The 23,302-nt window shown below is 59.9% G+C and carries 19 protein-coding genes; 9 read left to right on the top strand and 10 right to left on the bottom strand.

The features are described 5' to 3' along the window. Nucleotides 1-84 precede the first annotated feature (84 nt). From BLL52_RS14495 to speB, 4 genes are all read right to left on the bottom strand, one after another. On the bottom strand, nt 85-1,494 hold the full coding sequence (locus BLL52_RS14495; protein ID WP_075587391.1) for an aspartate aminotransferase family protein: 1,410 nt from the start codon (nt 1,492-1,494) through the stop codon (nt 85-87). A 60-nt stretch (nt 1,495-1,554) separates the two neighbouring features. Continuing rightward, entirely contained in the window at nt 1,555-2,922 is a 1,368-nt protein-coding gene (locus BLL52_RS14490) for a glutamine synthetase family protein (RefSeq protein WP_075587390.1), read from the bottom strand. A 377-nt stretch (nt 2,923-3,299) separates the two neighbouring features. Beyond that, nucleotides 3,300-4,601 (bottom strand): NAD(P)/FAD-dependent oxidoreductase, encoded by a 1,302-nt coding sequence (locus BLL52_RS14485; protein ID WP_075587389.1) that lies wholly within the window; start codon nt 4,599-4,601, stop codon nt 3,300-3,302. A gap of 154 nt (nt 4,602-4,755) precedes the next feature. Further along, complete coding sequence (speB, locus tag BLL52_RS14480; RefSeq protein WP_075587388.1) at nt 4,756-5,670, bottom strand: agmatinase; 915 nt, start codon at nt 5,668-5,670, stop codon at nt 4,756-4,758. 516 nt (nt 5,671-6,186) lie between these two features. On the opposite strand from speB, the gene BLL52_RS14470 reads away from it, so the two are divergent. Beyond that, on the top strand, nt 6,187-7,140 hold the full coding sequence (locus tag BLL52_RS14470; protein ID WP_075587386.1) for a DMT family transporter: 954 nt from the start codon (nt 6,187-6,189) through the stop codon (nt 7,138-7,140). Nucleotides 7,141-7,191: 51 nt separating this feature from the next. Here BLL52_RS14470 and rraA read toward each other — a convergent pair whose 3' ends face one another. Then, entirely contained in the window at nt 7,192-7,713 is a 522-nt protein-coding gene (gene rraA / locus BLL52_RS14465) for a ribonuclease E activity regulator RraA (RefSeq protein ID WP_083633984.1), read from the bottom strand. A gap of 242 nt (nt 7,714-7,955) precedes the next feature. Here rraA and BLL52_RS14460 point away from each other — a divergent pair, with 242 nt between their 5' ends. The 6 genes from BLL52_RS14460 (at nt 7,956) to BLL52_RS14435 (ending at nt 14,155) form a co-directional block, all read left to right on the top strand. Next, complete coding sequence (locus tag BLL52_RS14460; RefSeq protein WP_075587385.1) at nt 7,956-8,486, top strand: SWIB/MDM2 domain-containing protein; 531 nt, start codon at nt 7,956-7,958, stop codon at nt 8,484-8,486. 89 nt (nt 8,487-8,575) lie between these two features. Then, nucleotides 8,576-9,580, top strand: coding sequence for an ABC transporter permease subunit (locus BLL52_RS14455; RefSeq protein WP_075587469.1), 1,005 nt, complete (start codon nt 8,576-8,578; stop codon nt 9,578-9,580). Between the two features lie 15 nt (nt 9,581-9,595). After that, nucleotides 9,596-10,489 carry an ABC transporter permease subunit gene (locus BLL52_RS14450; protein ID WP_075587384.1) on the top strand — a complete coding sequence of 298 codons (894 nt, stop codon included), beginning with the start codon at nt 9,596-9,598 and terminating at the stop codon, nt 10,487-10,489. 12 nt (nt 10,490-10,501) lie between these two features. Next, nucleotides 10,502-11,491, top strand: a complete 990-nt coding sequence (locus BLL52_RS14445; protein WP_075587383.1) for an ABC transporter ATP-binding protein — start codon at nt 10,502-10,504, stop codon at nt 11,489-11,491. Continuing rightward, nucleotides 11,488-12,522, top strand: coding sequence for a dipeptide ABC transporter ATP-binding protein (locus BLL52_RS14440; protein WP_075587382.1), 1,035 nt, complete (start codon nt 11,488-11,490; stop codon nt 12,520-12,522). The genes BLL52_RS14445 and BLL52_RS14440 overlap by 4 nt, the downstream gene beginning before the upstream one ends. 22 nt (nt 12,523-12,544) lie before the next feature. Further along, nucleotides 12,545-14,155, top strand: a complete 1,611-nt coding sequence (locus BLL52_RS14435; RefSeq protein ID WP_173861804.1) for an ABC transporter substrate-binding protein — start codon at nt 12,545-12,547, stop codon at nt 14,153-14,155. Between the two features lie 130 nt (nt 14,156-14,285). Here BLL52_RS14435 and BLL52_RS14430 read toward each other — a convergent pair whose 3' ends face one another. The 4 genes from BLL52_RS14430 to BLL52_RS14415 all read right to left on the bottom strand — a co-directional run bounded on the left by BLL52_RS14430 (nt 14,286) and on the right by BLL52_RS14415 (nt 19,718). Further along, a complete protein-coding gene (locus BLL52_RS14430) occupies nt 14,286-16,046 on the bottom strand; it encodes a thiamine pyrophosphate-binding protein (RefSeq protein ID WP_075587380.1) in 1,761 nt (586 codons plus the stop codon). 80 nt (nt 16,047-16,126) lie between these two features. Further along, on the bottom strand, nt 16,127-17,344 hold the full coding sequence (locus BLL52_RS14425) for an MFS transporter (RefSeq protein ID WP_075587379.1): 1,218 nt from the start codon (nt 17,342-17,344) through the stop codon (nt 16,127-16,129). Nucleotides 17,345-17,398: 54 nt separating this feature from the next. Continuing rightward, nucleotides 17,399-19,009, bottom strand: coding sequence for a tetratricopeptide repeat-containing response regulator (locus BLL52_RS14420; protein ID WP_158025696.1), 1,611 nt, complete (start codon nt 19,007-19,009; stop codon nt 17,399-17,401). Nucleotides 19,010-19,031: 22 nt separating this feature from the next. Beyond that, complete coding sequence (locus tag BLL52_RS14415; RefSeq protein ID WP_075587468.1) at nt 19,032-19,718, bottom strand: sensor histidine kinase; 687 nt, start codon at nt 19,716-19,718, stop codon at nt 19,032-19,034. A gap of 253 nt (nt 19,719-19,971) precedes the next feature. Between BLL52_RS14415 and BLL52_RS14410 the strand changes: the two genes are divergently transcribed. Together BLL52_RS14410 and BLL52_RS20805 are read left to right on the top strand one after the other, a co-directional pair. Continuing rightward, nucleotides 19,972-20,247, top strand: coding sequence for a hypothetical protein (locus BLL52_RS14410; RefSeq protein WP_075587377.1), 276 nt, complete (start codon nt 19,972-19,974; stop codon nt 20,245-20,247). 12 nt (nt 20,248-20,259) lie between these two features. Next, complete coding sequence (locus tag BLL52_RS20805; RefSeq protein ID WP_156876231.1) at nt 20,260-20,436, top strand: hypothetical protein; 177 nt, start codon at nt 20,260-20,262, stop codon at nt 20,434-20,436. A gap of 200 nt (nt 20,437-20,636) precedes the next feature. On the opposite strand, the gene clpB is transcribed toward BLL52_RS20805, so the two are convergent. Next, entirely contained in the window at nt 20,637-23,252 is a 2,616-nt protein-coding gene (gene clpB, locus BLL52_RS14405) for an ATP-dependent chaperone ClpB (protein ID WP_075587376.1), read from the bottom strand. Nucleotides 23,253-23,302 lie beyond the last annotated feature (50 nt).

Here is a 23,302-nt window from a genome sequence, read left to right as displayed (position 1 = left end):
CCGGTGGAAGGAAAAGAAAGTCAGGAATCGTCAAGTTTATAGCTAGCAAAAATCAGACCAAACGAATTTTTACCGGATAAACCCTTAAATCAACCCTTTTTGGTGCAATTCCTGCTGCGTCAGGTCCAGGCAAAGCCGGATCAGGCGCATCAACTCGTCAATCTCAGCGTGCGTCAGTGTCAGAGGCGGTGCGATGATCATGCGGTCGCCCACGGCGCGCATGATCAACCCGTTGCTGAAACAATGGCCGCGGCAGATCATGCCCACCGCGTCATCTTCAACAAAACGCTCTTTGGTGTGTTTGTTTTTCACCAGCACCAGCCCAGCGACAAAACCGCAGCTCTCGGCCACGCCCACCAAAGGGTGGTCATTGAGTTCGGCGTAACGCTTGCCAAAGTAGTCACCCATCTCGCCGCGCACACGTTGCGGCAGTTGCTCGGTCTCCATGATCTCAATATTGGCCAGTGCCACCGCGCAGGCCACCGGGTGACCGCTGTAGGTGTAGCCGTGGTTGAACTCGCCGCCCTTCTCGATCAGTACCTTGGCCACGCGGTTGCCCACCATCACGCCGCCCAAGGGGATGTAGCCGCTGGTCACCGCCTTGGCAAAAGTTACCAGATCAGGCTTGTAGCCAAACTTCTCATAGGCAAACCAGTGGCCCAGGCGGCCAAAGGCGCAGATCACCTCATCGCTGATCAGCAAAATGCCGTATTTGTCCACAATGCGTTGAATCTCGGGCCAGTAGCTCGCTGGGGGAATGATCACGCCGCCAGCGCCCTGAATCGGCTCGGCGATAAACGCCGCCACTTTGTCGGCACCCAGTTCCAGAATTTTTTCTTCTAGCCAGCCCGCTGTGCGCAGGCCGAATTCATCTGCCGACTCACCTGCTAAGCCGTCGTCAAAATAGTACGGCTGACCAATGTGAGTGATGTTCGGAATCGGCAAATCACCCTGCGCATGCATGGCGCTCATGCCGCCCAGCGAAGCGCCGGCCATGGTGCTGCCGTGGTAGGCGTTCAGGCGGCCGATGATCACCTTGCGGTCGGGCTGGCCGAGCAAATCCCAGTAGCGGCGCACCATGCGCACGTTGGAGTCATTGCTCTCACTGCCGCTGCTGGAGAAGAACACATGCTGGAAACTGCGGTCACCCACCTTAGGCGCCAAGGCTGCCAACTTCGTGGCCAATTTCACGGCGGGCACGTTGGTGGTCTGGAAAAAGCTGTTGTAAAACGGCAGTGTCATCATCTGCTGGTAGGCGGCCTCGGCCAGTTCCTTGCGGCCATAGCCGACGTTGACGCACCACAGGCCGCTCATCGCGTCAAAGAGTTTCACGCCCTCGGAGTCCCACACATACACGCCTTCGCTGCGGGTGATGACGCGTGCACCACGCGTGGCCAGGTCGCCGTGGTCGGTGAACGGGTGGATGAAGTGCGCGCTGTCCAGCGCCTGAATCTCTTGGGTGCTGAGCTGGCTGGGTGGGGTCATCGTGTTCATGGATTACATCCTTTTATATAAGAAATAGGCCTCTAGCCCTTATAGAATAAGCGCAAGCAGCTATACATGCAGTAGCAGGTGTTCACGTTCCCAGGGCGAGATCACTTTCATGAATTCTTCAAACTCAAGGTCCTTGACCTCGGCATACACGGTGATGAACTCTTTGCCCAGCACCTCGTGCAGGTCAGACTCGCGGCGCAACCAGTCAAGCGCTTCGCCCAGGCTGCGCGGCAACGAGTGCGGTGCGAGATACGCATCACCCTTCATCTCAGGCTTGGGTTTGATCTTGTTTTTCAGGCCCAGGTAGCCACAGGCCAGCGTCATGGCCAGCGCCACATACGGGTTGGCATCGGCACCAATCACCCGGTTTTCAACCCGGCGCGCGGCGGGTGCCGAAATGGGCGAGCGGATGCCAACGGTACGGTTGTCGTAACCCCACTCGATGTTGATGGGTGCTGCGGTGTTGCGGCTCAGGCGGCGATAGCTGTTCACATACGGCGCCACCAGCACCATGGCCGCCGGGATGTAGCGCTGCAGCCCGCCGATGTAATGCATGAACGCCTCTGACGGTGTGCCGTCCTCGTTGCTGAAAATGTTTTTGCCGGTGATTTTGTTCAAAATGCTCTGATGCACATGCATGGCGCTACCGGGTTCACCGGCAATCGGCTTGGCCATGAAGGTGGCATACATGTCGTGGCGCAGCGCCGATTCGCGCACCGTGCGTTTGAACAAAAACACCTCATCGGCCAGCCCCAGCGGCTCGGCGTGAAAGAAGTTGATCTCCATCTGCCCGGCGCCAATTTCGTGGATCAGCGTGTCCACGTTGAGCTCCATCTTGTCGGAGTAGTCGTAGATCTCCTCGAACAGCGGGTCAAATTCGTTGACCGCGTCAATGCTGTAAGCCTGGCGCGAGGTCTCGGCGCGGCCACTGCGGCCAATCGGCGGGCGCAGCAGTGTGTTGGGGTCGGTGTTGCGGGCGGTCAGGTAAAACTCCAGCTCGGGTGCCACGATCGGCTGCAGGCCTTCAGCGGCATACAGCTCGCACACCCGGCGCAGTACGCTGCGTGGCGCAAACGGTACCAGGTTGCCCTGGTTGTCAAAACAGTCGTGAATCACCTGCGCGGTGGGGTCGCTGGCCCAAGGCACGATGCGCACGGTGCTGGGGTCCGGGCGCAGCTGCATGTCTTTGTCGGTGGGGTCAATCACGTCGTAATACGGCCCGCTTTCGGGAAACTCGCCGGTCACGCCCATCGCCACCACCGATTGCGGTAGCCGCATGCCCCGGTCTTCGTTGAATTTGGCGCGCGGCAGAATTTTGCCGCGCGCCACACCGGTCAAATCGGGCACCAGGCATTCGACCTCGGTCACCCGGCGCTCGTTGAGCCATTGCTCCAAATCGTTGAAAGTCATTGATTTTTTGTTTGTCATGAGAGTCTCCGCAAACAGCGTCACCTCGGGTCAACACTGCTTCATGGCACCTTGTAAGAGGTGGATTATTTCGAAATCGGAGGCAATTGTTTCAATCCAAAGGCGCCACTTGTTACAGGAGCCGCCTGCGAAATGTCACGGTTGCGACCGCGGTCCACTGTAACGCAGTCTTTTGAACCGCCGCACCAGCATCATGTCGCGCAACCAGTGGATGGCTACGTTGAACCCATTCAACGTTCAGGGCGACTGGGTCAGCTGGGTGGGGGCCGGGGTGAAGTCGATACAAGTGTGGCCCGTCAAACACATCAGTCACTATTTTTTTTGATAGCTGTTAGCGCTTTATTGGTAAGGGCTAGAGGCCAAAAAGGCTTAAAAACTCAAAGCGCGTCCTTGAGCCGGTAGGCCAGCATGCCCAGCACCAGGCTCGGCGTGCGCAGCAGCGCCCCACCCGGAAACGGCAGGTGTTTGAGGCGCGCAAACACATCAAACTTTTCTGCCTGCCCACCCAGCGCTTGCGCCACTAGCCGCCCGGCCAAGCCGGTGAGCGCCACACCGTGGCCGCTGAAACCCTGCAGGTAATACAGGTTGTCGCCCAGGCGACCAAAGTCTGGCGCGCGGTTCATGCTGATGTCCACAAAGCCGCCCCAGACATAGTCGATGGGAAGCGCTTTTAGCTGCGGAAAAATCTGCCCCAGGCGCTGGGCCATGGTGGTTTTCAGGTTGGGCGGCGTGCGGGTCGAGTAGCTCACACGCCCGCCAAACAGCATGCGGTGATCGGCACTGAAGCGAAAGTAGTCCAGAACGAAATTGTTGTCACACACCGCAGCGTTGCTGGGAATGAGCTGGTGGCACAAGGATGGCTCCAGCGGCGCGGTGGCAATGATGTAGGTGCCCACCGGCATCACGCGGTGGCTCAGCTCTGGCGCCACCTTGGGACCAAAATCTGGCAGAGCGTAGTTACCGGCCAGCACGCCAAAACGCGCCGTCACCCGGCCCTGCGCAGTGTGCGCCACCAGGCTGGGGCCGCGATCAAGCCGCACCACGGCGCTGCGCTCAAAGATTCTCACGCCCAGGCTTTGCGCGGCGCGGCCCAGGCCCAGACCGTATTTGAGCGGGTGCAGGTGTCCGGAAAATTTCTCAAAAGCGCAGGCGGTGTAGCGTGGGCTGTCAATAAAGCGGCGCACCTCGGCACCGCTGGCCACCTCGGTGGCAAAGCCGTAGGCCTGGTGCATGGCCGCCGCTTCTTCCTGCAGCGCCCGGGACTTTTTTGGCGAGTCGGCCACATGCAGGTAGCCTTTGACCCAGTCACAGTCGATAGCAAAGTCGCGCACCCGCTCGTCGATCAGGTCCAACGCCTGCAGCGAAAGGTCCCAAGCCTGGCGCGCCGCGTTAGCGCCCAACTGGTGCTCAAACACCTCTTGCCCGCTGGCGTAGCCCACAATGGCTTGGCCGCCGTTGCGCCCAGAGGCGCCGCTGCAGACCCGATCGGCCTCCAGCACCGCCACCGAATAGCCCGCACGCGCCAGCTCAATGGCGCTGGACAGCCCGGCAAAACCGGCCCCCACCACCACCACATCCACCGACAGGTGTTCTTGCAGCGGCGCCATTTGCGCCGGGCGCAGGGCGCTGGCTTCGTAATAGCTGTCGCGGTTGAGTTGGGTGTCTGAATTCAGCAGCATGAGCGTTTCCTTAACGTGAAATACAGCCGGCATTGCGAACGCCAGTGAAGCAATCCACAAATGAGAAACGCATGGATTGCCACGTCGCTACGCGCCTCGTAATGACGGGGGTTTTCATGATTTGGGGCAGCTTCGTTGCCATGACAGTAGGTCTTTACCGCTTGGCCACCTGGCCGCACAGGTAAGTCCAGACGAATGCGGCGGCGGCGCTGCTGGTTAGCTCGGCGTGGTCGTAGGCCGGGGCCACTTCAACGCAGTCCATGCCGATCAGGTTGAGCGGGCTCAGGTCTTCGAGCAGCGTTAGCACCTGCGAACTGGTCAAGCCGCCGGGCTCGGGGGTGCCGGTGCCGGGCGCAAACGCCGGGTCCAGGCAGTCAATGTCCAGCGTCAGGTAACACGGCCGGTGGCCAATGCGCTGCGCAATCTGCGCCACTACCGGCACCAGCGCGCCACCGTCAAGCCCACGCAACTGGCGGGCGGTAAAAATCAGCCCGCCCTGGTCTTGCACATACTCGCGCGCCGCCCGTTCACCACTGGAGCGCAAGCCAATCTGCACCGTGTGCTGCGGGCTGACCAAGCCCTCAGTCAGCGCCTCATAAGTCCAGGTGCCGTGACCTGAAGGTTCGCCAAAATGGTCGCTCCAGGTGTCACAGTGCGCGTCAAAGTGGATCAGCGCGAGCTCGCCAAACTGCGCCTTGGCCGCACGCAGTAATGGCAGGGTCACCGAATGGTCGCCGCCTAAAAACACACAGTGGTGCCGGGCCATGAGGGCTGCAGCCTGGGTTTGAATCGCCTCTCGCACCACGGGCAGCGGCGAGGCATTGGGCAGCGCCATGTCGTAGCCATCACCCAGCACACCCAGCGGGCTCACATTGAAGTGCGGATGAATTCCGTCGCACAGCATCAGGCTGGCACGGCGAATGTCTTGGGGGCCAAAGCGTGCGCCAGGGCGATTGGTGACCGCGCCGTCAAACGGCACGCCGACCACGGCAAACGGCTGCTCAAGCAATTCGGGCGCGGCCAAAAAGCGGTTGGTGCTGGCGGCATAGGCAAAACGAGTGGTGGTCATCAAACAATCCTCATAACGCAAATAAAGCGCAACTGCTCACGTAGCGATGTGCCTGCGCGGTCAATTGGTACGGTAGTGTCGGCAATTTTCGATGCTTTCGGTGGTGCCAATTTCGATGGTGGGCGGCAATCCACTGCAGCAGCACATCACTGGCGGCTATCTTGCAACTGAGGCTGTCGCAAGGATCCGGCGGCTAAGGCTGTTGCAAGGAGGAGGCCCACAGGGCCAGGAGACAGCCGTAGTCACCCATAGCAGCGCGCTCGCTTGCAATAGCCTGAATCCACCCTTGCGAAACAAATCCGCTGCAAACGCGCCATCCAACGCCCCAGCTTTTCAAAGCCCATCCGATTTTTCCAACGCTCGCCATCGGGGACGGGATTTGGGCAGAAGCCGGTTTCTGGGCTTTTGACAGCTTGACCTCGGCCCTCAACGCCCTTGATGGCACTTCCAGCGCCAACGCCGCCACCGCCACTTCAGGCATCATCCAAGACTTTGCCTTGACGTCACTTTTCCCGCATGACTTTTAAAGCTGTTGCCGCCCCGCCCCGCTGGCTGGCCTATGTGTTTCTGGCACTCAGCATGGTACTGGTGGGCAGCTATGTGGCCTTGAGCAAACCGCTGGTGACCGCGCTGCCGGTGTTTTTGCTGGCCTGGCTGCGGTTTGGTATTGGCGCTTTGGCCATGCCGCACTGGCTGATCAAGCCCGCCAGCGAGCCTGTGATGGGCCGCAACACGCGATTGCTGATCTTTTTGGAGTCGTTTCTCGGCAACTTTCTGTTCACCATTTGCATGTTGTTTGGCGTGAGCATGACCACCGCCGTGTCGGCCGGGGTGATTTTGGCGGGCATCCCGGCGATGGTGGCGCTGCTGAGCTGGGTGTTTCTGCGTGAACGTATCACCCGCCGGGTGGCGCTGGCAATTGCTCTGGCGGCGCTCGGCATTGGTTTATTTTCGCTCTCAAAATCAGAGCTGTTAGCGCATATAGGACAAGGGTCAGAGGCTGATTTGTCTTCTAAAACCTCGTGGCTGGGCAATCTGCTGATCTTTGGCGCGGTGGTGTGCGAAGCGGCCTACGCGGTGATCGGCAAGAAGCTCACCGGCAGCGTGTCACCCAAACGCATCACTGCGCTGATCAACCTGTGGGGCTTTGCGCTGATGACGCCGCTGGGGCTTTACGCGGCCTGGTCGTTTGACTTTGCCAGCGTGCCCACGCCGATGTGGCTGCTGCTGGTGTTTTACGCGCTGGCGGCCAGCGTCTGGACGGTGTGGCTGTGGATGACCGGGCTGAAAACCGTGCCCGCTGCGCAAGCCGGTGTGTTCACGGTGATGCTGCCGATTTCTGCTGCTGCAGTGGGTGTATTGGTGCTGGGGGAAAGCCTGAGCGGGTTTCAGGTGCTGGCGTTTGCACTGTGTCTGGCAGGTGTGGTGCTGGCCACCTTGCCATCGCGCTCTGGCGGCCCAGGCAGCTGAGCCGCTCGCGCAGCGGCGGGAGCGCGTAGATATAGCCCAAGGCGAGCGGGTTCAGCTAAGGGGCTGGGCACTCACCACCATGCCATCTTCATCCGCATACAGCCAGTCTCCCGGATTCACCCAGACGCCTTGAATCTGCACCGCCAAGTCTTTCAGGCCCTGGTTTTGCTTTTCGGTGGGCAGGGGCATGGCGGCTAAAGCGCGAATGCCCACGTCCAGCGGGGCCAATTCGGCCACATCTCGCACGCAGCCGTCTATCACCACACCGGCCCAACCGTTGCGCGCCGCCGCTGCGCCCAGGTTGCCACCCAGCAGCGCCCGACGCAGCGAACCCGCGCCATCCACCACCAGCACTTTGCCGACGCGGCCCTCTGGCGTGTCGAAGAAACCGCAGCTGTCCACAGCCGCCTTCACCAGCGAGTTGTCTTCAAAACACTTGACGGTGACCACCGGCCCGGCAAAGGTGCGGCGCGCGCCAAAGTCACGAAACACCGGGGGCAACACTCGAAACAGCTCGGGAGAAGCGTTTTTATGGGCGTCGCACAAGTCACAGGTTGCCAGGCAAGCAGTCATGGTGGGATTCCTCTGTAAATAAAAAAATTGTAGTGAGCGCATGCCTTTGTCTTGCCAGCGACGGCAAAAATTAGGCTCGGCGAGGCCCTGTCGCAACGCCGTCCCTGCAAAAAACGCCGATAAGCGGGCGAATTTATCGTTTTTCCCTAGGAAAAAGGGGTTTTTCTCCAGTAGCATCCTGCACACCCAGCAGAGGCGCTGTTTTTGCTGGTCATTGATTAACTACTGATAGGACAAACACCATGGCAACTGCAAAAAAAGCGCCAGCAAAGAAAGCTGCTCCGGCCACCAAAGCCGCACCCGCCACCAAGGCGGCTGCCAAGCCCGTAGCCGCTGCGAAAAAGGCTCCGGCCAAAGCCGCACCAGTGAAGGCCGCTGCGGTAAAAACCGTAAAAGCCGCTGCCGCCCCTGCTAAGAAAGCCGCCGCACCCGCCAAGAAAGTTGCAACCAAGGCCGCACCCGCTGCTAAAACCGCTCCCAAAGCCGCTGCAAAAAAAGCGCCTGCCAAGAAAGTCGCCACCAAGCGCACCGCCAACGCCGCCTTTATGAAGGCGCTGACCCCCAGCACCGCGCTGGCAGCCATCGTCGGCGGCAAGCCGATCCCCCGCACTGAAGTAGTCAAACTGCTGTGGGTTTACATCAAGAAGCACAACCTGCAAGATGCAGTCAACAAGCGTCTGGTCAATGCCGATGCCAAGCTGAAGGAAGTGTTTGGCAAAGCGCAGGTCAGCATGTTTGAGATGGCCGGCCTGATTGGCAAGCACCTGAAGTAAGTCAGGCCCATGGGCTTTTGAGAAGCCGACGCAAGTCGGCTTTTTCGTTGTGGCATTATGTTGAACTCACCAAAAATTACACGTCGTCGATGCTGCGTTTTTTGCTTACCCGCTTTAGCCTGATCATTCCTACCTTCATCGGCATGACGCTGGTCGCGTTTTTTCTGATCCGGATGGTGCCCGGCGACCCGATTGAAACCCTGGCCGGCGAACGCGGTATTGATGCCGCGCGCCACGCCGAGTTGCTCAAGGCCTACGGGCTGGACCGCCCGGTGATGGTGCAGTACGGCATCTATATCGGCCGGGTGCTGCAAGGTGATCTGGGTACATCCCTGATCACCCACACGCCGGTGTTGGACGAGTTTCTGGCGCTGTTTCCTGCCACCGTGGAGTTGGCTTTGAGCGCCATGCTGTTTGCGCTGATCATCGGTATTCCGGCGGGTATTTTGGCTGCCGTCAAACGCAACACCATCCTCGACCACGGGGTGATGGGCGTCTCGCTCACCGGGTATTCAATGCCGATTTTCTGGTGGGGCCTGCTGCTGATCCTGTTTTTTTCGGTGCAGTTAGACCTGACACCGGTGTCCGGGCGCATCTCGGTACAGTATTTCATTGAGCCGGTAACTGGCTTTTTGCTGATCGACACTTGGCTAGCGGGCGACATGGACGCCTTCAAGTCTGCCGCTATGCACCTGATTTTGCCGATGATTGTGCTAGGCACCAACCCGCTGGCGGTGATTGCCCGCATGACCCGCTCAGCCATGCTCGAAGTGCTGGGCGAGGACTACATCCGCACCGCACGCGCCAAGGGTCTGTCCAATCTCCGGGTGGTGGGCCTGCATGCGCTTCGCAACGCGCTGATTCCGGTGATCACCGTGATTGGTTTGCAGGTGGGCGTGCTGTTTACCGGCGCGATCCTGACCGAGACCATTTTTTCGTGGCCGGGCGTGGGCAAGTGGATGATCGAAGCCATTGGCCGACGTGACTACCCGGTGCTGCAGGGCGGCATCTTGCTGCTGGGCAGTATGGTGATGCTGGTCAACCTGCTGGTGGACGTGACCTACGGCATCATCAACCCGCGCATTCGGCACTGACACAGACCTCTTCACATGACAACGCTTACTCAGCCCTCTGTGCACACCACGCAGCACCCAATGCGTGAGTTCTGGGACTATTTTTCAACCAACAAAGGGGCCGTGGGTGGCTTGGTGATTGTGCTGGTGGTGCTCTTTACGGCGGCTTTTGCCCCGTGGATTGCACCTTACGCCCCTGACGCCACCGACTCCAGCGTGTTTTTGGTGCCGCCAGCCTGGCAGGAAGGCGGCTCATCGGCGCACCTGCTCGGCACCGACGCCATTGGCCGAGACATCCTGTCGCGGCTGATCTTTGGGGCCCGGCTGTCACTGGCCATTGGCCTGGCAGTGGTGACCCTGTCAGTCATTTTGGGCACCGTGCTGGGGCTTACGGCGGGTTACTTCCGGGGCATTTTTGAAGTGGCGGTGATGCGCCTGATGGACATCATCCTGACCCTGCCCAGCCTGCTGCTGGCGATTGTGATTGTGGCCATTCTGGGGCCCGGGCTGATGAACGCCATGCTGGCGGTGGCAGTGGTGGTGTTGCCGCATTACGTGCGCATCACGCGCGCAGCCGTCATCACCGAGATGTCACGCGACTATGTCACCGCCGCACGCATGAACGGCGCTGGCCACTTGCGGTTGATGTTCAGCGAGGTGCTGCCCAACTGCGCCGCACCGCTGATTGTGCAGGCCTCACTGGGCATTTCAGCGGCTATTCTGGACGCTGCAGCGCTGGGCTTTCTGGGCCTGGGTGCGCAGCCGCCCTCGCCCGAGTGGGGCACCATGCTGGCCGATGCACGCGAGTTTGTGCTGCGCGCCTGGTGGGTGGTAACCTTCCCCGGCTTGGCAATTTTGATCACCGTGCTGGCCTTTAACCTGCTGGGTGATGGCTTGCGCGACGCGTTTGACCCCAAACTCAAACGCTGAAATGAGTTTTTGATGGCACTTCTGGAAATTGAAAATCTGTCGGTGCGGTTTCCGTCCAAAACCGCTGTGATGCACGCGGTGGATGGCGTGAGCCTGTCGCTAGACGCGGGCGATGTGCTCGGCATTGTGGGTGAATCCGGCTCGGGCAAAAGCGTGACGATGATGGCGCTCATGGGCCTGGTCGCCTACCCCGGCCAGATCACCGCCGACCGGCTCTTATTTGACGGCCACGACCTGCTAAAGATGTCCGAGCGCGAGCGCCGCAACGTCACAGGCAAAGACATGGCGATGATCTTTCAGGACCCCACCACCAGCCTGAACCCATGTTTTACCGTGGGTTTTCAGATGGCCGAAACACTGCGCCTGCACATGGGCATGGACAAAAAAGCGGCACATAAGCGCTCCATTGAGTTGCTCGAGCAGGTGGGCATTCCCGCGCCAGAAAGTCGCCTGGGTATCTACCCGCACCAGCTCTCGGGCGGCATGAGCCAGCGCGTGATGATTGCCATGGCGATTGCCTGCAACCCTAAACTTTTGATAGCAGACGAGCCAACCACCGCGCTGGACGTGACCATTCAGGCGCAGATTCTTGACCTGCTGCGAACGCTCCAGAAAGACCGCCAGATGGCCTTGGTGCTGATCACCCACAACATGGGCGTGGTGTCCGAGATGGCGCAGCGCGTGGCGGTGATGTACGCCGGGCAAATCATGGAAGGGCGCAGCGCGCAGCACATGTTTGAAGCCCCGCAGCACCCCTATACCGACGCCCTGCTGGCCGCCATGCCCGAGCGCAGTGACGGCGCCACGCGTCTGGCCACCATCCCCGGCATGGTGCCTGGCCTGTATGACCGGCCCAGCGGCTGCCTGTTTTCACCGCGCTGTGGCTATGCCAACCAGCGCTGCCAGAATGAGCGCCCTGCCCTGCGCGACTGGCAAAGCGGCATGGTGCGCTGCCACACCCCGCTGGCCACCGCGCCTGTGCTGCAAGGGGTTGCCGCATGAAACAAGCTGCCTCCGAAAAAGCTACGCCAAACGCCTCTGCCGAGACGGTGGTGGTAGCCCGTGACCTGAAGCAGGTCTATAAGATCAGCCACGGTGCCTTTCGCGCCGCTGATAATTTGCAAGCCGTCAGCGGCATCTCGTTCACCGTACAAGCTGGCAAAACGCTGGCGGTGGTGGGCGAATCCGGCTGCGGCAAATCCACTCTCGCGCGCATGGTGTCGCTGATCGAAATGCCCACCGCCGGGCAGCTCAAACTCGGCTCGGTTGAGGTCACCACGGCCAGCGCAGCAGAGCGCCAGGCGCTGCGGCGCACGGTGCAACTGGTGTTCCAGAACCCCTATGGCTCGCTCAACCCGCGCAAGAAGATCGGCGCCATCCTGGAAGCCCCGCTGGAGATCAACACCCCGCTGGATGCCAAGCAGCGTGCCGAGCAGGCGCGCGCCATGCTGGCGCTGGTGGGCCTTCGCCCGGAGCACTATGACCGCTACCCACATATGTTCTCGGGCGGGCAGCGCCAGCGTATTGCCATTGCGCGCGCACTCATGCTCAAGCCCGCGCTGATCGTGGCCGACGAGCCAGTTTCAGCGCTGGACGTGTCGATTCAGGCGCAGGTGCTGAACCTGCTGGCTGACTTGCAGCGCGAACTGGGTCTGGCTTACCTGTTCATCTCGCATGACTTGGGCGTGGTGCGGCATATTGCCGACGATTTGCTGGTGATGTATTTGGGCCACGCCATGGAGCAAGGCGACAAAGCCACGCTTTTTGCCCAGCCGCTGCATCCCTACACCCAGGCACTTTTGGCCTCCACACCGGGTATGGTCGGCACTGGAGTTTCCAAACAGCGTATCGTGTTGAAAGGCGAACTGCCTTCCCCCTTGAACCCGCCCAGCGGCTGCGTGTTTTCCACACGCTGCCCGCATGTGGTGCCGCTGTGCCAGGAACAGCGGCCTGTTTTGAGAGCGTTGGCGGGCAGGCAAGTGGCCTGCCATCTGGCTGAACAATTGTCCCAACCCGCTGCAGCGCAGCATTAACCTGTCAGGAGTCCAAAAGATGATGATTTCCAAATTTCCGTTGAAGCGCACCGCTTTGTGCGTGCTGGCGCTACCCGCTTTGCTGGCGCTGTCGCCGGTGTCGGCCAAAACGCTGGTGTATTGCTCGGAAGGTAGCCCGGAGAACTTTTATCCCGGCATCAACACCACCGGCACCTCTTTTGATGCAGGGGTTCAGATCTACAACACGCCAGTCGCTTTTGAGCGCGGCGGCACCAAGGTGATTCCGGCCCTGGCAGAAAAATGGACGATCTCGCCTGATGGCACGGTCTATACCTTCTCCCTGCGCAAGGGGGTTAAATTTCATGCGAACAAAAACTTCAAGCCATCGCGTGACTTCAACGCAGATGACTTCATCTTCTCGATCGACCGTCAGTGGAATAAGGAAGACCCGTATTTCAAGGTCACCAGTTCCAACCACTCCTACTTTGACGACATGGGCATGCCCAAACTGCTGAAGTCAGTGGAAAAGGTCGATGAATACACGGTGAAGATTGTGCTGAATGCGCCAGAAGCCCCGTTCCTGGCCAACATGGCCATGCCACACAACGGCGTGCAGTCCAAGGAATACGCCATTGCCATGCTGAAAGCGGGCACACCAGAAAAAATCGACCAGGAGCCTTTGGGCACCGGCCCCTTCATGCTGGTGCAGTACCAGAAAGACGCGCTGATCCGCTACAAAGCCTTCCCGCAGTACTGGGCTGGCAAGGCGAAGATTGACAATTTGATCTTTGCCATCACGCCTGACGCGTCGGTGCGCTGGGCCAAGTTGCAAAAGGGCGAATGCCACGTGATGCCCTACCCGAACCCGGCAGACTTGGCTGCCATCCGCAAGGACCCCGACGTTAAGGTGCTGGAACAACCCGGCCTGAACATCGGTTACCTGGCCTACAACACCACCAAAAAACCGTTTGACGACGTGCGCGTTCGCAAAGCCGTCAACATGGCCATCGACAAAAAAGCCATTGTGGACGCGGTGTACCTGGGCACCGGCGTGCCAGCCACCAACCCAATCCCGCCAACCCTGTGGTCGTACAACAAGTCCGTCAAGGACGATGCCTTCAACCCCGCTGAAGCCAAAAAGCTGCTGGCAGCCGCAGGCTTGGCCAATGGCTTCACTACTGACTTGTGGGCCATGCCAGTGCAGCGCCCCTACAACCCGAACGCCAAACGCATTGCCGAGCTGATGCAGGCTGACCTGGCCAAAGTCGGCATCAAGGCCGAGATCAAGAGCTTTGAGTGGGGCGAGTACCGCAAGCGCATGCAAGCCGGCGAGCACCAAATGGGCATGTTGGGCTGGACCGGTGACAACGGGGATCCGGACAACTTCCTTAACACCTTGCTGGGCTGCACTTCGGCCAAGTCCAACGGCTCCAACGTGGCCAAGTTCTGCTACCAGCCGTTTGAAGACCTGATCCAGAAAGCCAAGGTCACCTCCAACCAAGCTGAGCGCGCCACGCTGTATGAAAAAGCCCAGGTGATTTTCAAGGAGCAAGCGCCCTGGTTCACCATCGCCCACGCGGTGGCCATCAAACCAGTGCGCAAGGAAGTGATCGACTTCAAGATCAGCCCGTTTGGTACGCACGAGTTTTACGGCGTGGACATGACCAAATAAGGCCCAGAAGCCGCCTCAAGCCGATAGATGTCGGCTTGTCAAAAAGCCAGCTTCAAGCTGGCTTTTTTATGATAAAAACAGGCTCTAGCCCTTCAAATATAAGCGCTGATAGCTATATATATCATAGTGTTCAACGCCGATCCAGCGTGCGTGCCATGGCCTCTTCGGTGATGGCGTTCAGACTGCCCCGGGTGGTGATGGCCTCGGGTTCCAGCATCAGTTCGATCAAAGTGCCCTGCTCTCGCGCCAGCGCGGCCACCAGCTCAGGCTCGAACTGCTCAGTGCGGCTGATGCGCACACCGGCGTAGCCGTAAGCCTGCGCCAGCGCAGAAAAATCCGGGTTTCGCAGCGGCGTGCCCGACACACGTTGCGGGAACTCACGCTCTTGGTGCATGCGGATGGTGCCAAACATGCCGTTGTTCAGCAACAGGATGATGGTCTTGGCGCCGTGTTGCGCGGCGGTGGCCAGCTCCTGGCCGTTCATCAAAAAGTCGCCGTCGCCGGTGAGGGTGAACACCAAGCGCCCGGTAGTCAGGGCAGCCGCAATACCAGCCGGCACGCCGTAGCCCATGGCGCCGTTGGTCGGCGCCAACTGGGTTTTAAAGCCTTTGACCAGACCGTGGTAGCGGTAAAAGCGGTGCAGCCAGCTGGCAAAGTTGCCCGCGCCGTTGGTCAGCACCGCATCTGGCGGCAGATGCTGCTGCAGCGTGGCGATGATGGCGGGCATGTTGACCACGCCCTGTGCGGTGTCAGCGGGCAAGTCCTTGATGGCGCTGGGCTGCAGATTGACCAAATAATCGGCATGGCAGGCGGCCGACCAGCGCGCCCACTTAAAGCTCGCCGGGGCGGATAGCTCTTTCAGAGAAGCTGCGGCGCTCGCCACGCTGGCCTGAATCGCCAAGTCTGCCTGGAACACGCGGTTGAGTTCCTCGGCGCTGGCGTGAATGTGCAGCAGCGTCTGGCGCGGCCGGGGCGACTCGATGAGCGTGTAGCCGCCGCTGGTGATCTCGCCCAGGCGGCAACCAATAGCCAGGATCAGGTCACTGTCCTTGATGCGCTGCGCCAATTTGGGGTTCAGGCCGATACCGACATCACCGGCATACAGCGGGTGGTGGTTGTCAAACGTGTCCTGAAAGCGAAAGGCGTTGCCCACCGGCAGGCACCAGTTTTCAGCAAAGCGCTGCAGGTCATGGGCGGCCTGGGGTGACCAGCCGCTACCGCCCGCAATCACCATCGGTTGCTTCGCTTTCAGGAGCTTCTCACGCAATTGAGACAAGGGCTGCAGACCAATTTGCCCCTCAACCGCCAAAACCTTCGGCAAAGCCTGCAGCGTGGTGCCGGCCATGGCATGCGGCGTGACCGTCTGCATCAGCATGTCTTGCGGCAGCACCAGCACCACCGGACCGGGACGGCCGTTCATGGCCGTGGCAAAGGCGCGCGCGATGTACTCAGGGATGCGCGTTGGGTCATCAATACGCTCCACGCGTTTGGCCATGCCTTGGGTGCTGGGGCCAAAAAAGCTCAGGTAATTGAGCTCCTGAAACGCCTCGCGGTCACGCGCATTGCTGGCCACATCGCCGACAAACAGCACCAAGGGCGTGCTGTCTTGAAACGCGGTGTGCACCCCAATCGACGCATTGGTGGCACCGGGCCCACGCGTCACAAAACACACGCCCGGGCGGCGCGTGAGCTTACCCACAGCTTCCGCCATGAAAGCGGCCCCACCCTCCTGGCGGTTAACAACAAACTTGATCTGATCACGGTACTGGTAAAAGCCGTCCAGCACCGCCAGAAAGCTCTCGCCAGGCACGCCAAAAGCGTGGGTCACGCCTTGCGCGATCAGGCTCTGCACCAGCAGATGGCCGGCAAGTTGGGGAGGATGAGAGATCATGAGGCACCCAAAGAGTCAACACAGCCGTCCATTGTGCGACGAAAGTCGGCCCCTTGGCCTTGGCAAATGCGTTGCCGGATTCAGGCCCGCGCCACGGTGCGCTGCCCCACCCCAAGTGCCGCCACCACGCTGAGCAGCAGCACAGCGGCGGCACCCATCAACGTGGCGCCGTACCAGCCGCGGTCCATGAAGGCGCCAAACACCAAAGGCGAGATCGCAAAGCCTGCGTCCAGACCGGAGTACACCAGCCCATACACCCGACCAGTGGCCCCCGCAGGCGTGGCTTTTTTGATCATCATGTCGCGCGAGGGCCCGCCAATACCCACCGCAAAACCGGTGCTGGCCAGCACCACCATGGTCAAAGTCGCACCAAACCAGCCGGTGCCACACAGTGCCAGCAGCGCGGCAGCCGCCGCCATTGACAGCGCCACCACCTTATCGCTGTGGCGTGAATGCGCTGCCACAAAACCGCCAACCAACATGCCCAACGCGCCGCACAGCATGTAGGCGGTGAGGGTGAAGGTGGCGGCCTTAAAGCTGATGCCGTGCATGGCCTTCAGAATCGACACCGAAAAGCTCTGCACCACCGCCAGCGTCATGGTTGAGAGTAAAAAGAAGGCAAAACACCACCACACCACCGGCAGCTTCATGAAGGCCATGCTGTGCTCGGCAGGCGTATCGGGGTGATGCGCAACCGCCTGGGTGCTGAGCTTGTCACGGTTGACCAGCAGCAGCGCGATGACAGCTAGGTACAGCACCGCAGCCACCAGGTAAGCCGTACGCCAGCTATACAGACTGGTCAGTGTGACAAAAAACACCGGTGCCGCCGCCCAGCCCAGGTTGCCGGTGAGCCCATGCGCGCTGAAGGCGTGTCCCAGGCGCGGGGGCGACACGCGCTGGTTCAAAATGGTGAAGTCCACCGGATGAAAGGTGGCATTGGCCAGGCCCGCAACAGCCGCCACCGCCAACAGACCGCTGTAACCCGTGACCTGCGAGGCCAGCAGGCAAGCCAGCACAAACAGGCCAAGTGCGCCAAACAGCATCGGCCGTGCGCCAATCTTGTCCACCACAAACCCAGACGAGATCTGCCCGATGCCGGAGACGACAAAAAACGCGCTCATCAGTAGCCCCAGCTGTGAGTAGCTCAGGCCAAACTCACCCATGAACACCGGAAACAGTGGCACCAGCAACAGGTGGCCAAAGTGCGAAGCTGCATGCGCCAGGCCCACCAGGCCGATGATGGCAGCGTCTTGCTGCAGCGCAACCGGGGGCTGAAGGGTGTGCGTGGCAGAAGTCATGCGGGAATGTTAGCGACGCTCAAAGACCGGCGCTGACCGTACAGGCCAAGGTCCTCAGGCCCGCTGCAAGCGCACCAGAACCAACGAGTAGCTGTAAAACTTCTTGTTGCCGGGGTTGAGGGCGTGGACACGGTCCAACAGCGCACGCGCCTCATCGGCCAGCGCGTCGCTGTAGCCCGACTTGCTCATCTGCGCAATCAACAGGCCACACAGGTTGACCAGCATCACCTCGCTGGTCGGCAGCTTTTTGACCGCCTCACGCAGCAGCAGGGCACCCTGCTCAAACTCGCCCTCTTTGGCCAACATCACACCCCGGTTGTTGATGTAGACAACTTCCTCGCGAGAAGCCTGGATCAGGGTCTGACCCACCCCCGCCAAGTTCTCCGCGTCAAAAATCGACGCAATTTCACTGGAGAGCTGCGTGTTTTCATGGTCGTTTTTGACCACCTGACCAAGGAGCTGGCAGGCCTTGTCCTTGTGGCCGAGTTTCAGTTGCGCGCGGGCCAGCTCCACCATCAGGTCCGGACTGAGCTTATCGCCCAGCTGGGCGGCGAGCTGCTCAGCACTGACCAACGCAGCCTGGGCTTTGTCAGGCTGACCCAGCTTCTGGTAGATGCGCGCCTCAGAGGCAGCGGCTTGTAGCGCCGCAGGGGAGTTGTAGCGGAAATCGGCTTTGCTGCGATTGATGACATTCAAGGCTTCTTGCGCCTCGCCCTTGTCCACCAGCAGGTCAGCCAAGCGCGCGTACACCGCCGGATTTTTATGGGTAGAAAACTCGCTGATCTTGATGGTTTTCTCAAACGCAGCCTGCGCCACGTCCAGCGCGCCGTTTTTTAGGGCAGTGTCACCCAGTTTTTTTTGCCGAAGCGGTGAATTGGGCGAGAGCTTGATCGTGTCTTGCAGCACCTGCTGCGCGCGTACCGTGTCACCCATTGCTTCATGGGTTTTGGCCAGCCAGTCGGCGGCCTCGATGTACATCTGGTTTTCCGCCAGCACCTGCTCAAACTGCGTGATCGCCCCGGCGTGGTCACCGGTGTAAAACAGCACTTGGCCCAGCCCGGTTCTGGCCCAGGCCACGCTGCGCTTCTCCAGCACCGACTCGTACACCGCGCGGGCGGCCTCAAAATCGCCCAGGGTCTGCAGCAGGTCGCTCTTGATGCGCAGCACCTCGTGCGGGTTAGCCGATTGCATTCTGAGCAGCAGGTTGCATTGCGCCAACGCAGCACTAAAGTCTTTAGCGCGAATGGCCGTCTCCACAAGCCCAAGCGACTGCTTGCGGACGATGAGCTTTTCCAGGCGACTTTGCAGCAGCGCCTGGTTGATGGGTTTAAGCAGGTAGTCGTCGGGCTTGATCTCGGCTGCGCCCATCACCATGTCAGAGGTTTTTTCGGCGGTAACAATGACCCAGATGGTGGACACGCCGATCAGGTTGCGCGCACGCGCTTCCTCCAGCACTTGCTGGCCATTGGCGCCGGGGCCGAGGTTGTAGTCACACAGGACGATGTCATAGCGGCTCTCGGCCAGATGGCTGATGGCGTCCTTGCCGTGGCAGGCGGTGTCGACACGGGTCATCCCCATCGACTTCACAAAGTCGCGCAGCATGGTGCGCATGCTTTGAAAGTCGTCAACGATCAGGGTGTTGGCTTGCTGGAGGGTGAGCGGCATCGGCTTCATTCAATGCCCCGCTTCAAGGCAGGCTGACCACAAAACAGCCACCACCATAGGCGCCGCCGTTGGCAACAGCGAGCGTGCCAACGCGCCCGTTGTTCTGATGAAGCTGCGCAACTTGGGCCGAAAAATAAAACCCCAATCCGGTGCTGCCACTGGCAAAGTTGACGCCTTTGCTCGCCTGAACGGCGTCGCCCTGCAGCATGTGCGCCGGGTAGCCGGGACCGTTGTCCTCCACCCGCAGCACCAGCGTGTTGTCTTGCACCTGCGCGGCAATGTGGATCTTGTCCTGGGTGTAGTGGCAGGCGTTGTTGAGCGCATTGAGCAGCACGCCGGTCATCAGGTCATGGTCAAAGTACCAATAGCAGCCGGGGGCACAGTCTACGGTAACGTCGATGCCCTTGAAGTCCAGCACCGCGCGCTGCTGCAGTAGCGCTTCGGCAATCAGCTCAGCCACAGATTGTTCGCGAATGTCCAGCGGGTAAGTGGATTTGCCAAACTTGTAAAGGCTGAGCAACTGGATCAGGTTGGCGTTGACGCGGTGCGCTTGGGCAATCACCAGCACCAGACTGTTGAAGGCTTCCAGGTCGCCCCGCGCCTTGGCGCTGCTCGCGATGTTTTCAAGTGCATTTACCTGAACGTTCACCGAGTTTTTCATGTCGTGGATGGACGAGGCCATCAAATCGGTGAAGCTAATTTCTTCCATGCTCATGGCGCTTAAACCTGGGGTGCCAGGCAATGGGTAGACGAACCTTCATTCTAGGGACAATCCCAACCAACAGGACGTGGCGCAACACCGAAGCGCAGGTCGCCCGCCATGCCCAGACCCCGTGTAGCCCACCGTCGCCACAAGGCACAAAGGAGTTCGCATGTCATTCACCCTCACCGCCCGTCACCTAGCCAGCATTGCCGGACGCACCAGACCCCTGATGACGGACTTGGCCAACTAGATCAACCAGTTGTGTCCGCAGTACGAGATCGACACGCCGCAGGAGTTTGCTCACTTCCTGGCGCAGGCCTGCCACGAGACGGATCACTTTGCGACGCTGCGTGAATACGCCTCGGGTCGCGGCTATGAGGGCCGCGTCAATCTGGGCAACACCCAGCCCGGTGATGGCGTACGCTTTAAAGGTCGGGGCATCTTTCAGACCACCGGGCGCGCCAACTATATGCAGCTGGGCCCCAAAAAGGGCCGCCATGACCTGTTCGTGAACAACCCGGAACTGCTGGAGTAACCCGAATACGCGGTGTGCAGTGCCTGCGAATATTGGCGCACCCGTGGCCTCAACGACATCGCCAACCATGCCGACACCGACATGCTAAAGAAGAAATACCGGGGCAACATCAGCATCATCAACGACCACCTGCTGACGGTGGTGATAGCCAAGGGCAAGCGCCAAGCGCGGCAAACCAGCTCACTGTAAGGTTTGAGGCCCGGCGTGCTGATTGCCTGGTGCGAAGAGGACTGCAACCGCCTGCGCGTTGGCGAGCGCTGGACACGGGTGAGTAGCATCACCGTGGCGCAACCCCAAATAAGCAAAAAAAATAGCTACTAACCCTTATTTAATAAGGGCTAGAGGCCATTTTGTTATCGTAGGTCGAGCTTAATCTGCCGACGCAGACATCAAGCGTCGGCACCCTTCGCAAAGCTGAATTGCCCCGGTGCGCGAATCGTGTCCACACCAACGTGAATGGTGTCCTTGGGCAAGAACTTGCCTTCAAGTAACAGCTTGGACAGCGGGTTTTCGATGCGTTGCTGAATGGCGCGTTTGAGCGGTCGGGCGCCAAAGATCGGGTCGAAGCCCACCTTGGCGAGTTCGGCCACCGCCGCATCGCTGATTTCAAGGCCGAGTTCCATGTGCGCCAAACGCGCTTTCAGCACCCCCAGTTGGATCTTGGCAATGTCAGCAATGTGGCTGGCATCCAGGCTGTGGAACACCACCGTCTCGTCAATGCGGTTCAAAAACTCGGGGCGGAAGTAATTTTTAAGCTCGGCGGTGACTGCGTCCTTCACGTCCTCGTAATCCTGCCCAACCATGGCCTGAATCATTTGCGAGCCGATGTTGCTAGTCATCACGATCACCGTGTTTTTGAAGTCCACAGTGCGACCTTGGCCATCCGTCAGCCGACCATCATCCAACACCTGCAACAGCACGTTGAACACGTCCGGGTGGGCTTTTTCCACTTCGTCGAGCAACAACACACTGTAGGGGCTGCGCCGCACCGCCTCGGTAAGGTGGCCGCCTTCTTCATAGCCCACATAGCCAGGAGGCGCACCAATCAAGCGTGCCACGCTGTGCTTTTCCATGAACTCGCTCATGTCGACTCGAATCAGATGGTCTTCGGAATCAAACAAAAAGCCTGCCAGCGCCTTGCACAGCTCGGTTTTTCCCACGCCCGTTGGGCCCAGGAACACAAACGAGCCAGTAGGTCGGTTTGGGTCACTCAGGCCTGAGCGTGAGCGACGGATGGCATTCGCCACCGCAGCAATGGCTTCGTCTTGCCCGACCACACGCTGGTGCAGCTTGGTCTCCATCTGCAGCAACTTGTCGCGCTCGCCCTGCATCATTTTGGACACCGGAATGCCAGTGGCGCGGCTGACTACCTCAGCAATTTCCTCGGCCCCGACCATGGTGCGCAGCAGTTGGGTGCCACCGCCCTCCTTGGCCGACTGGGCCTTGCCGGCTTCTTTGTCTTGGGCGGCCTTGAGCTTTTTCTCCAGATCCGGCAACTTGCCGTACTGCAACTCACCGGCCTTGTTGTAGTCACCCTTGTCCGTCAGAGTCTTGATCTGCAGGCGAACTTTTTCCACCTCTTCCATGATGGTTTTTGAGCCCTGGGCCTGGGCTTTTTCAGCTTTCCAGAGCTCATCAAGGTCGGCAATTTCTTTTTGCAGCGCGGTGATCTCCTGGTTGATCAGCTCCAGACGCTTTTGCGAAGCTTCGTCTTTTTCACGCTTCACCGCTTCGCGCTCAATTTGCAGTTGAATCAGGCGGCGGTCTTTTCTGTCCATCACCTCGGGCTTGGAATCGAGTTCAATCTTGACTTTGGAGGCGGCCTCGTCAATCAGGTCAATCGCCTTGTCAGGCAAAAATCGGTCGGTGATGTAGCGCTGACTCAACTCGGCAGCGGCGACGATGGCGGGGTCGGTAATCTGCACACCGTGGTGCACCTCGTAGCGCTCTTTGAGGCCGCGCAGGATGGCAATCGTGGCCTCCACCGTGGGTTCACCCACCAGAATTCTTTGAAAACGCCGGTCCAGCGCCGCGTCTTTTTCAATGTACTTGCGGTATTCATCCAGCGTAGTGGCGCCGACACAGTGCAACTCGCCACGCGCCAAGGCGGGCTTGAGCATGTTGCCCGCGTCCATGGCGCCCTCGCCTTTGCCAGCGCCCACCACGGTGTGCAATTCATCAATGAAAACAATGGTTTGGCCTTCGTCTTTGGCCAAGTCTTTGAGCACGCTTTTCAGCCGCTCTTCAAACTCGCCGCGAAACTTGGCACCCGCCACCAGAGCAGCCATGTCCAGACTCAGGACCCGCTTGCCCTTGAGCGACTCGGGCACTTCACCGGCCACGATGCGCTGCGCCAGCCCCTCGACGATGGCGGTTTTGCCCACGCCTGGCTCGCCAATCAGCACCGGGTTGTTCTTGGTGCGCCGCTGCAGCACCTGGATGGCGCGGCGGATTTCATCGTCACGGCCAATCACCGGGTCAAGCTTGCCCATGCGAGCGCGCTCGGTCAGGTCAATGCAGTATTTTTTCAGCGATTCACGCTGGTCTTCGGCATCGGCACTGTCGACGTTTTGCCCGCCACGCACCGCTTCAATGGCGGCCTCCAAGCTCTTGCGGGTCAGGCCGTTAGCGCGCGCCTCGTCGCCCAGGCTACCTTTGGCGTCGGTCAGCGCCAACAAAAAGAGTTCGCTGGCGACAAACTGGTCGTTGCGTTTGATGGCCTCTTTTTCGGTGGCCTGCAAAATCTTGCCTAGTTCTGGGCCACCCTGCACCTGATCTTGCCCGGTGACCTGCGGCAGCCGCTTAACCGCTGCCTCCGCCGCCGCAAGCAAGCCCGGCACATTCACCCCAGCGCGCTGCAATAGCGCTTTGGGGCCATCAGTCTGCTTGATCATGGCCACCAGCAGGTGGGCGGGCTCGATGTAGGCGTGCTCATTGGCCAGCGCGAGCGACTGTGCGTCGGCCAAGGCTTCCTGAAATTTGGTTGTGAATTTTTCGATACGCATGAGAAAACCTCCAAGTTACCTTTTAGTTTGTGCCAGCGAGCGGGCTTTCA

It is taken from the genome of Rhodoferax antarcticus ANT.BR (genome assembly GCF_001938565.1).
Classification (GTDB): Bacteria; Pseudomonadota; Gammaproteobacteria; order Burkholderiales; family Burkholderiaceae_C; genus Rhodoferax; species Rhodoferax antarcticus.
The sequence above is the reverse complement of the archived record's forward strand: the minus strand, read 5'-3'. Positions and strand labels throughout refer to the sequence as shown.

Bases quoted from the DNA above. Each gene is read 5' to 3' on its own strand.
- BLL52_RS14460 (WP_075587385.1), top strand. From the start codon at position 7,956: ATGGCAACTGCAAAAAAAGCGCCAGCAAAGAAAGCTGCTCCGGCCACC.
- clpB (WP_075587376.1), bottom strand. From the start codon at position 23,252: ATGCGTATCGAAAAATTCACAACCAAATTTCAGGAAGCCTTGGCCGAC.
- BLL52_RS14430 (WP_075587380.1), bottom strand. From the start codon at position 16,046: ATGATCTCTCATCCTCCCCAACTTGCCGGCCATCTGCTGGTGCAGAGC.
- BLL52_RS14485 (WP_075587389.1), bottom strand. From the start codon at position 4,601: ATGCTGCTGAATTCAGACACCCAACTCAACCGCGACAGCTATTACGAA.
- BLL52_RS14420 (WP_158025696.1), bottom strand. From the start codon at position 19,009: ATGCCGCTCACCCTCCAGCAAGCCAACACCCTGATCGTTGACGACTTT.
- BLL52_RS14470 (WP_075587386.1), top strand. From the start codon at position 6,187: ATGACTTTTAAAGCTGTTGCCGCCCCGCCCCGCTGGCTGGCCTATGTG.
- BLL52_RS14435 (WP_173861804.1), top strand. From the start codon at position 12,545: ATGATTTCCAAATTTCCGTTGAAGCGCACCGCTTTGTGCGTGCTGGCG.
- BLL52_RS14440 (WP_075587382.1), top strand. From the start codon at position 11,488: ATGAAACAAGCTGCCTCCGAAAAAGCTACGCCAAACGCCTCTGCCGAG.
- BLL52_RS14490 (WP_075587390.1), bottom strand. From the start codon at position 2,922: ATGACAAACAAAAAATCAATGACTTTCAACGATTTGGAGCAATGGCTC.
- BLL52_RS14495 (WP_075587391.1), bottom strand. From the start codon at position 1,494: ATGAACACGATGACCCCACCCAGCCAGCTCAGCACCCAAGAGATTCAG.
- BLL52_RS14455 (WP_075587469.1), top strand. From the start codon at position 8,576: ATGCTGCGTTTTTTGCTTACCCGCTTTAGCCTGATCATTCCTACCTTC.
- BLL52_RS14415 (WP_075587468.1), bottom strand. From the start codon at position 19,718: ATGGAAGAAATTAGCTTCACCGATTTGATGGCCTCGTCCATCCACGAC.
- BLL52_RS14445 (WP_075587383.1), top strand. From the start codon at position 10,502: ATGGCACTTCTGGAAATTGAAAATCTGTCGGTGCGGTTTCCGTCCAAA.
- speB (WP_075587388.1), bottom strand. From the start codon at position 5,670: ATGACCACCACTCGTTTTGCCTATGCCGCCAGCACCAACCGCTTTTTG.
- rraA (WP_083633984.1), bottom strand. From the start codon at position 7,713: ATGACTGCTTGCCTGGCAACCTGTGACTTGTGCGACGCCCATAAAAAC.
- BLL52_RS14425 (WP_075587379.1), bottom strand. From the start codon at position 17,344: ATGACTTCTGCCACGCACACCCTTCAGCCCCCGGTTGCGCTGCAGCAA.
- BLL52_RS14450 (WP_075587384.1), top strand. From the start codon at position 9,596: ATGACAACGCTTACTCAGCCCTCTGTGCACACCACGCAGCACCCAATG.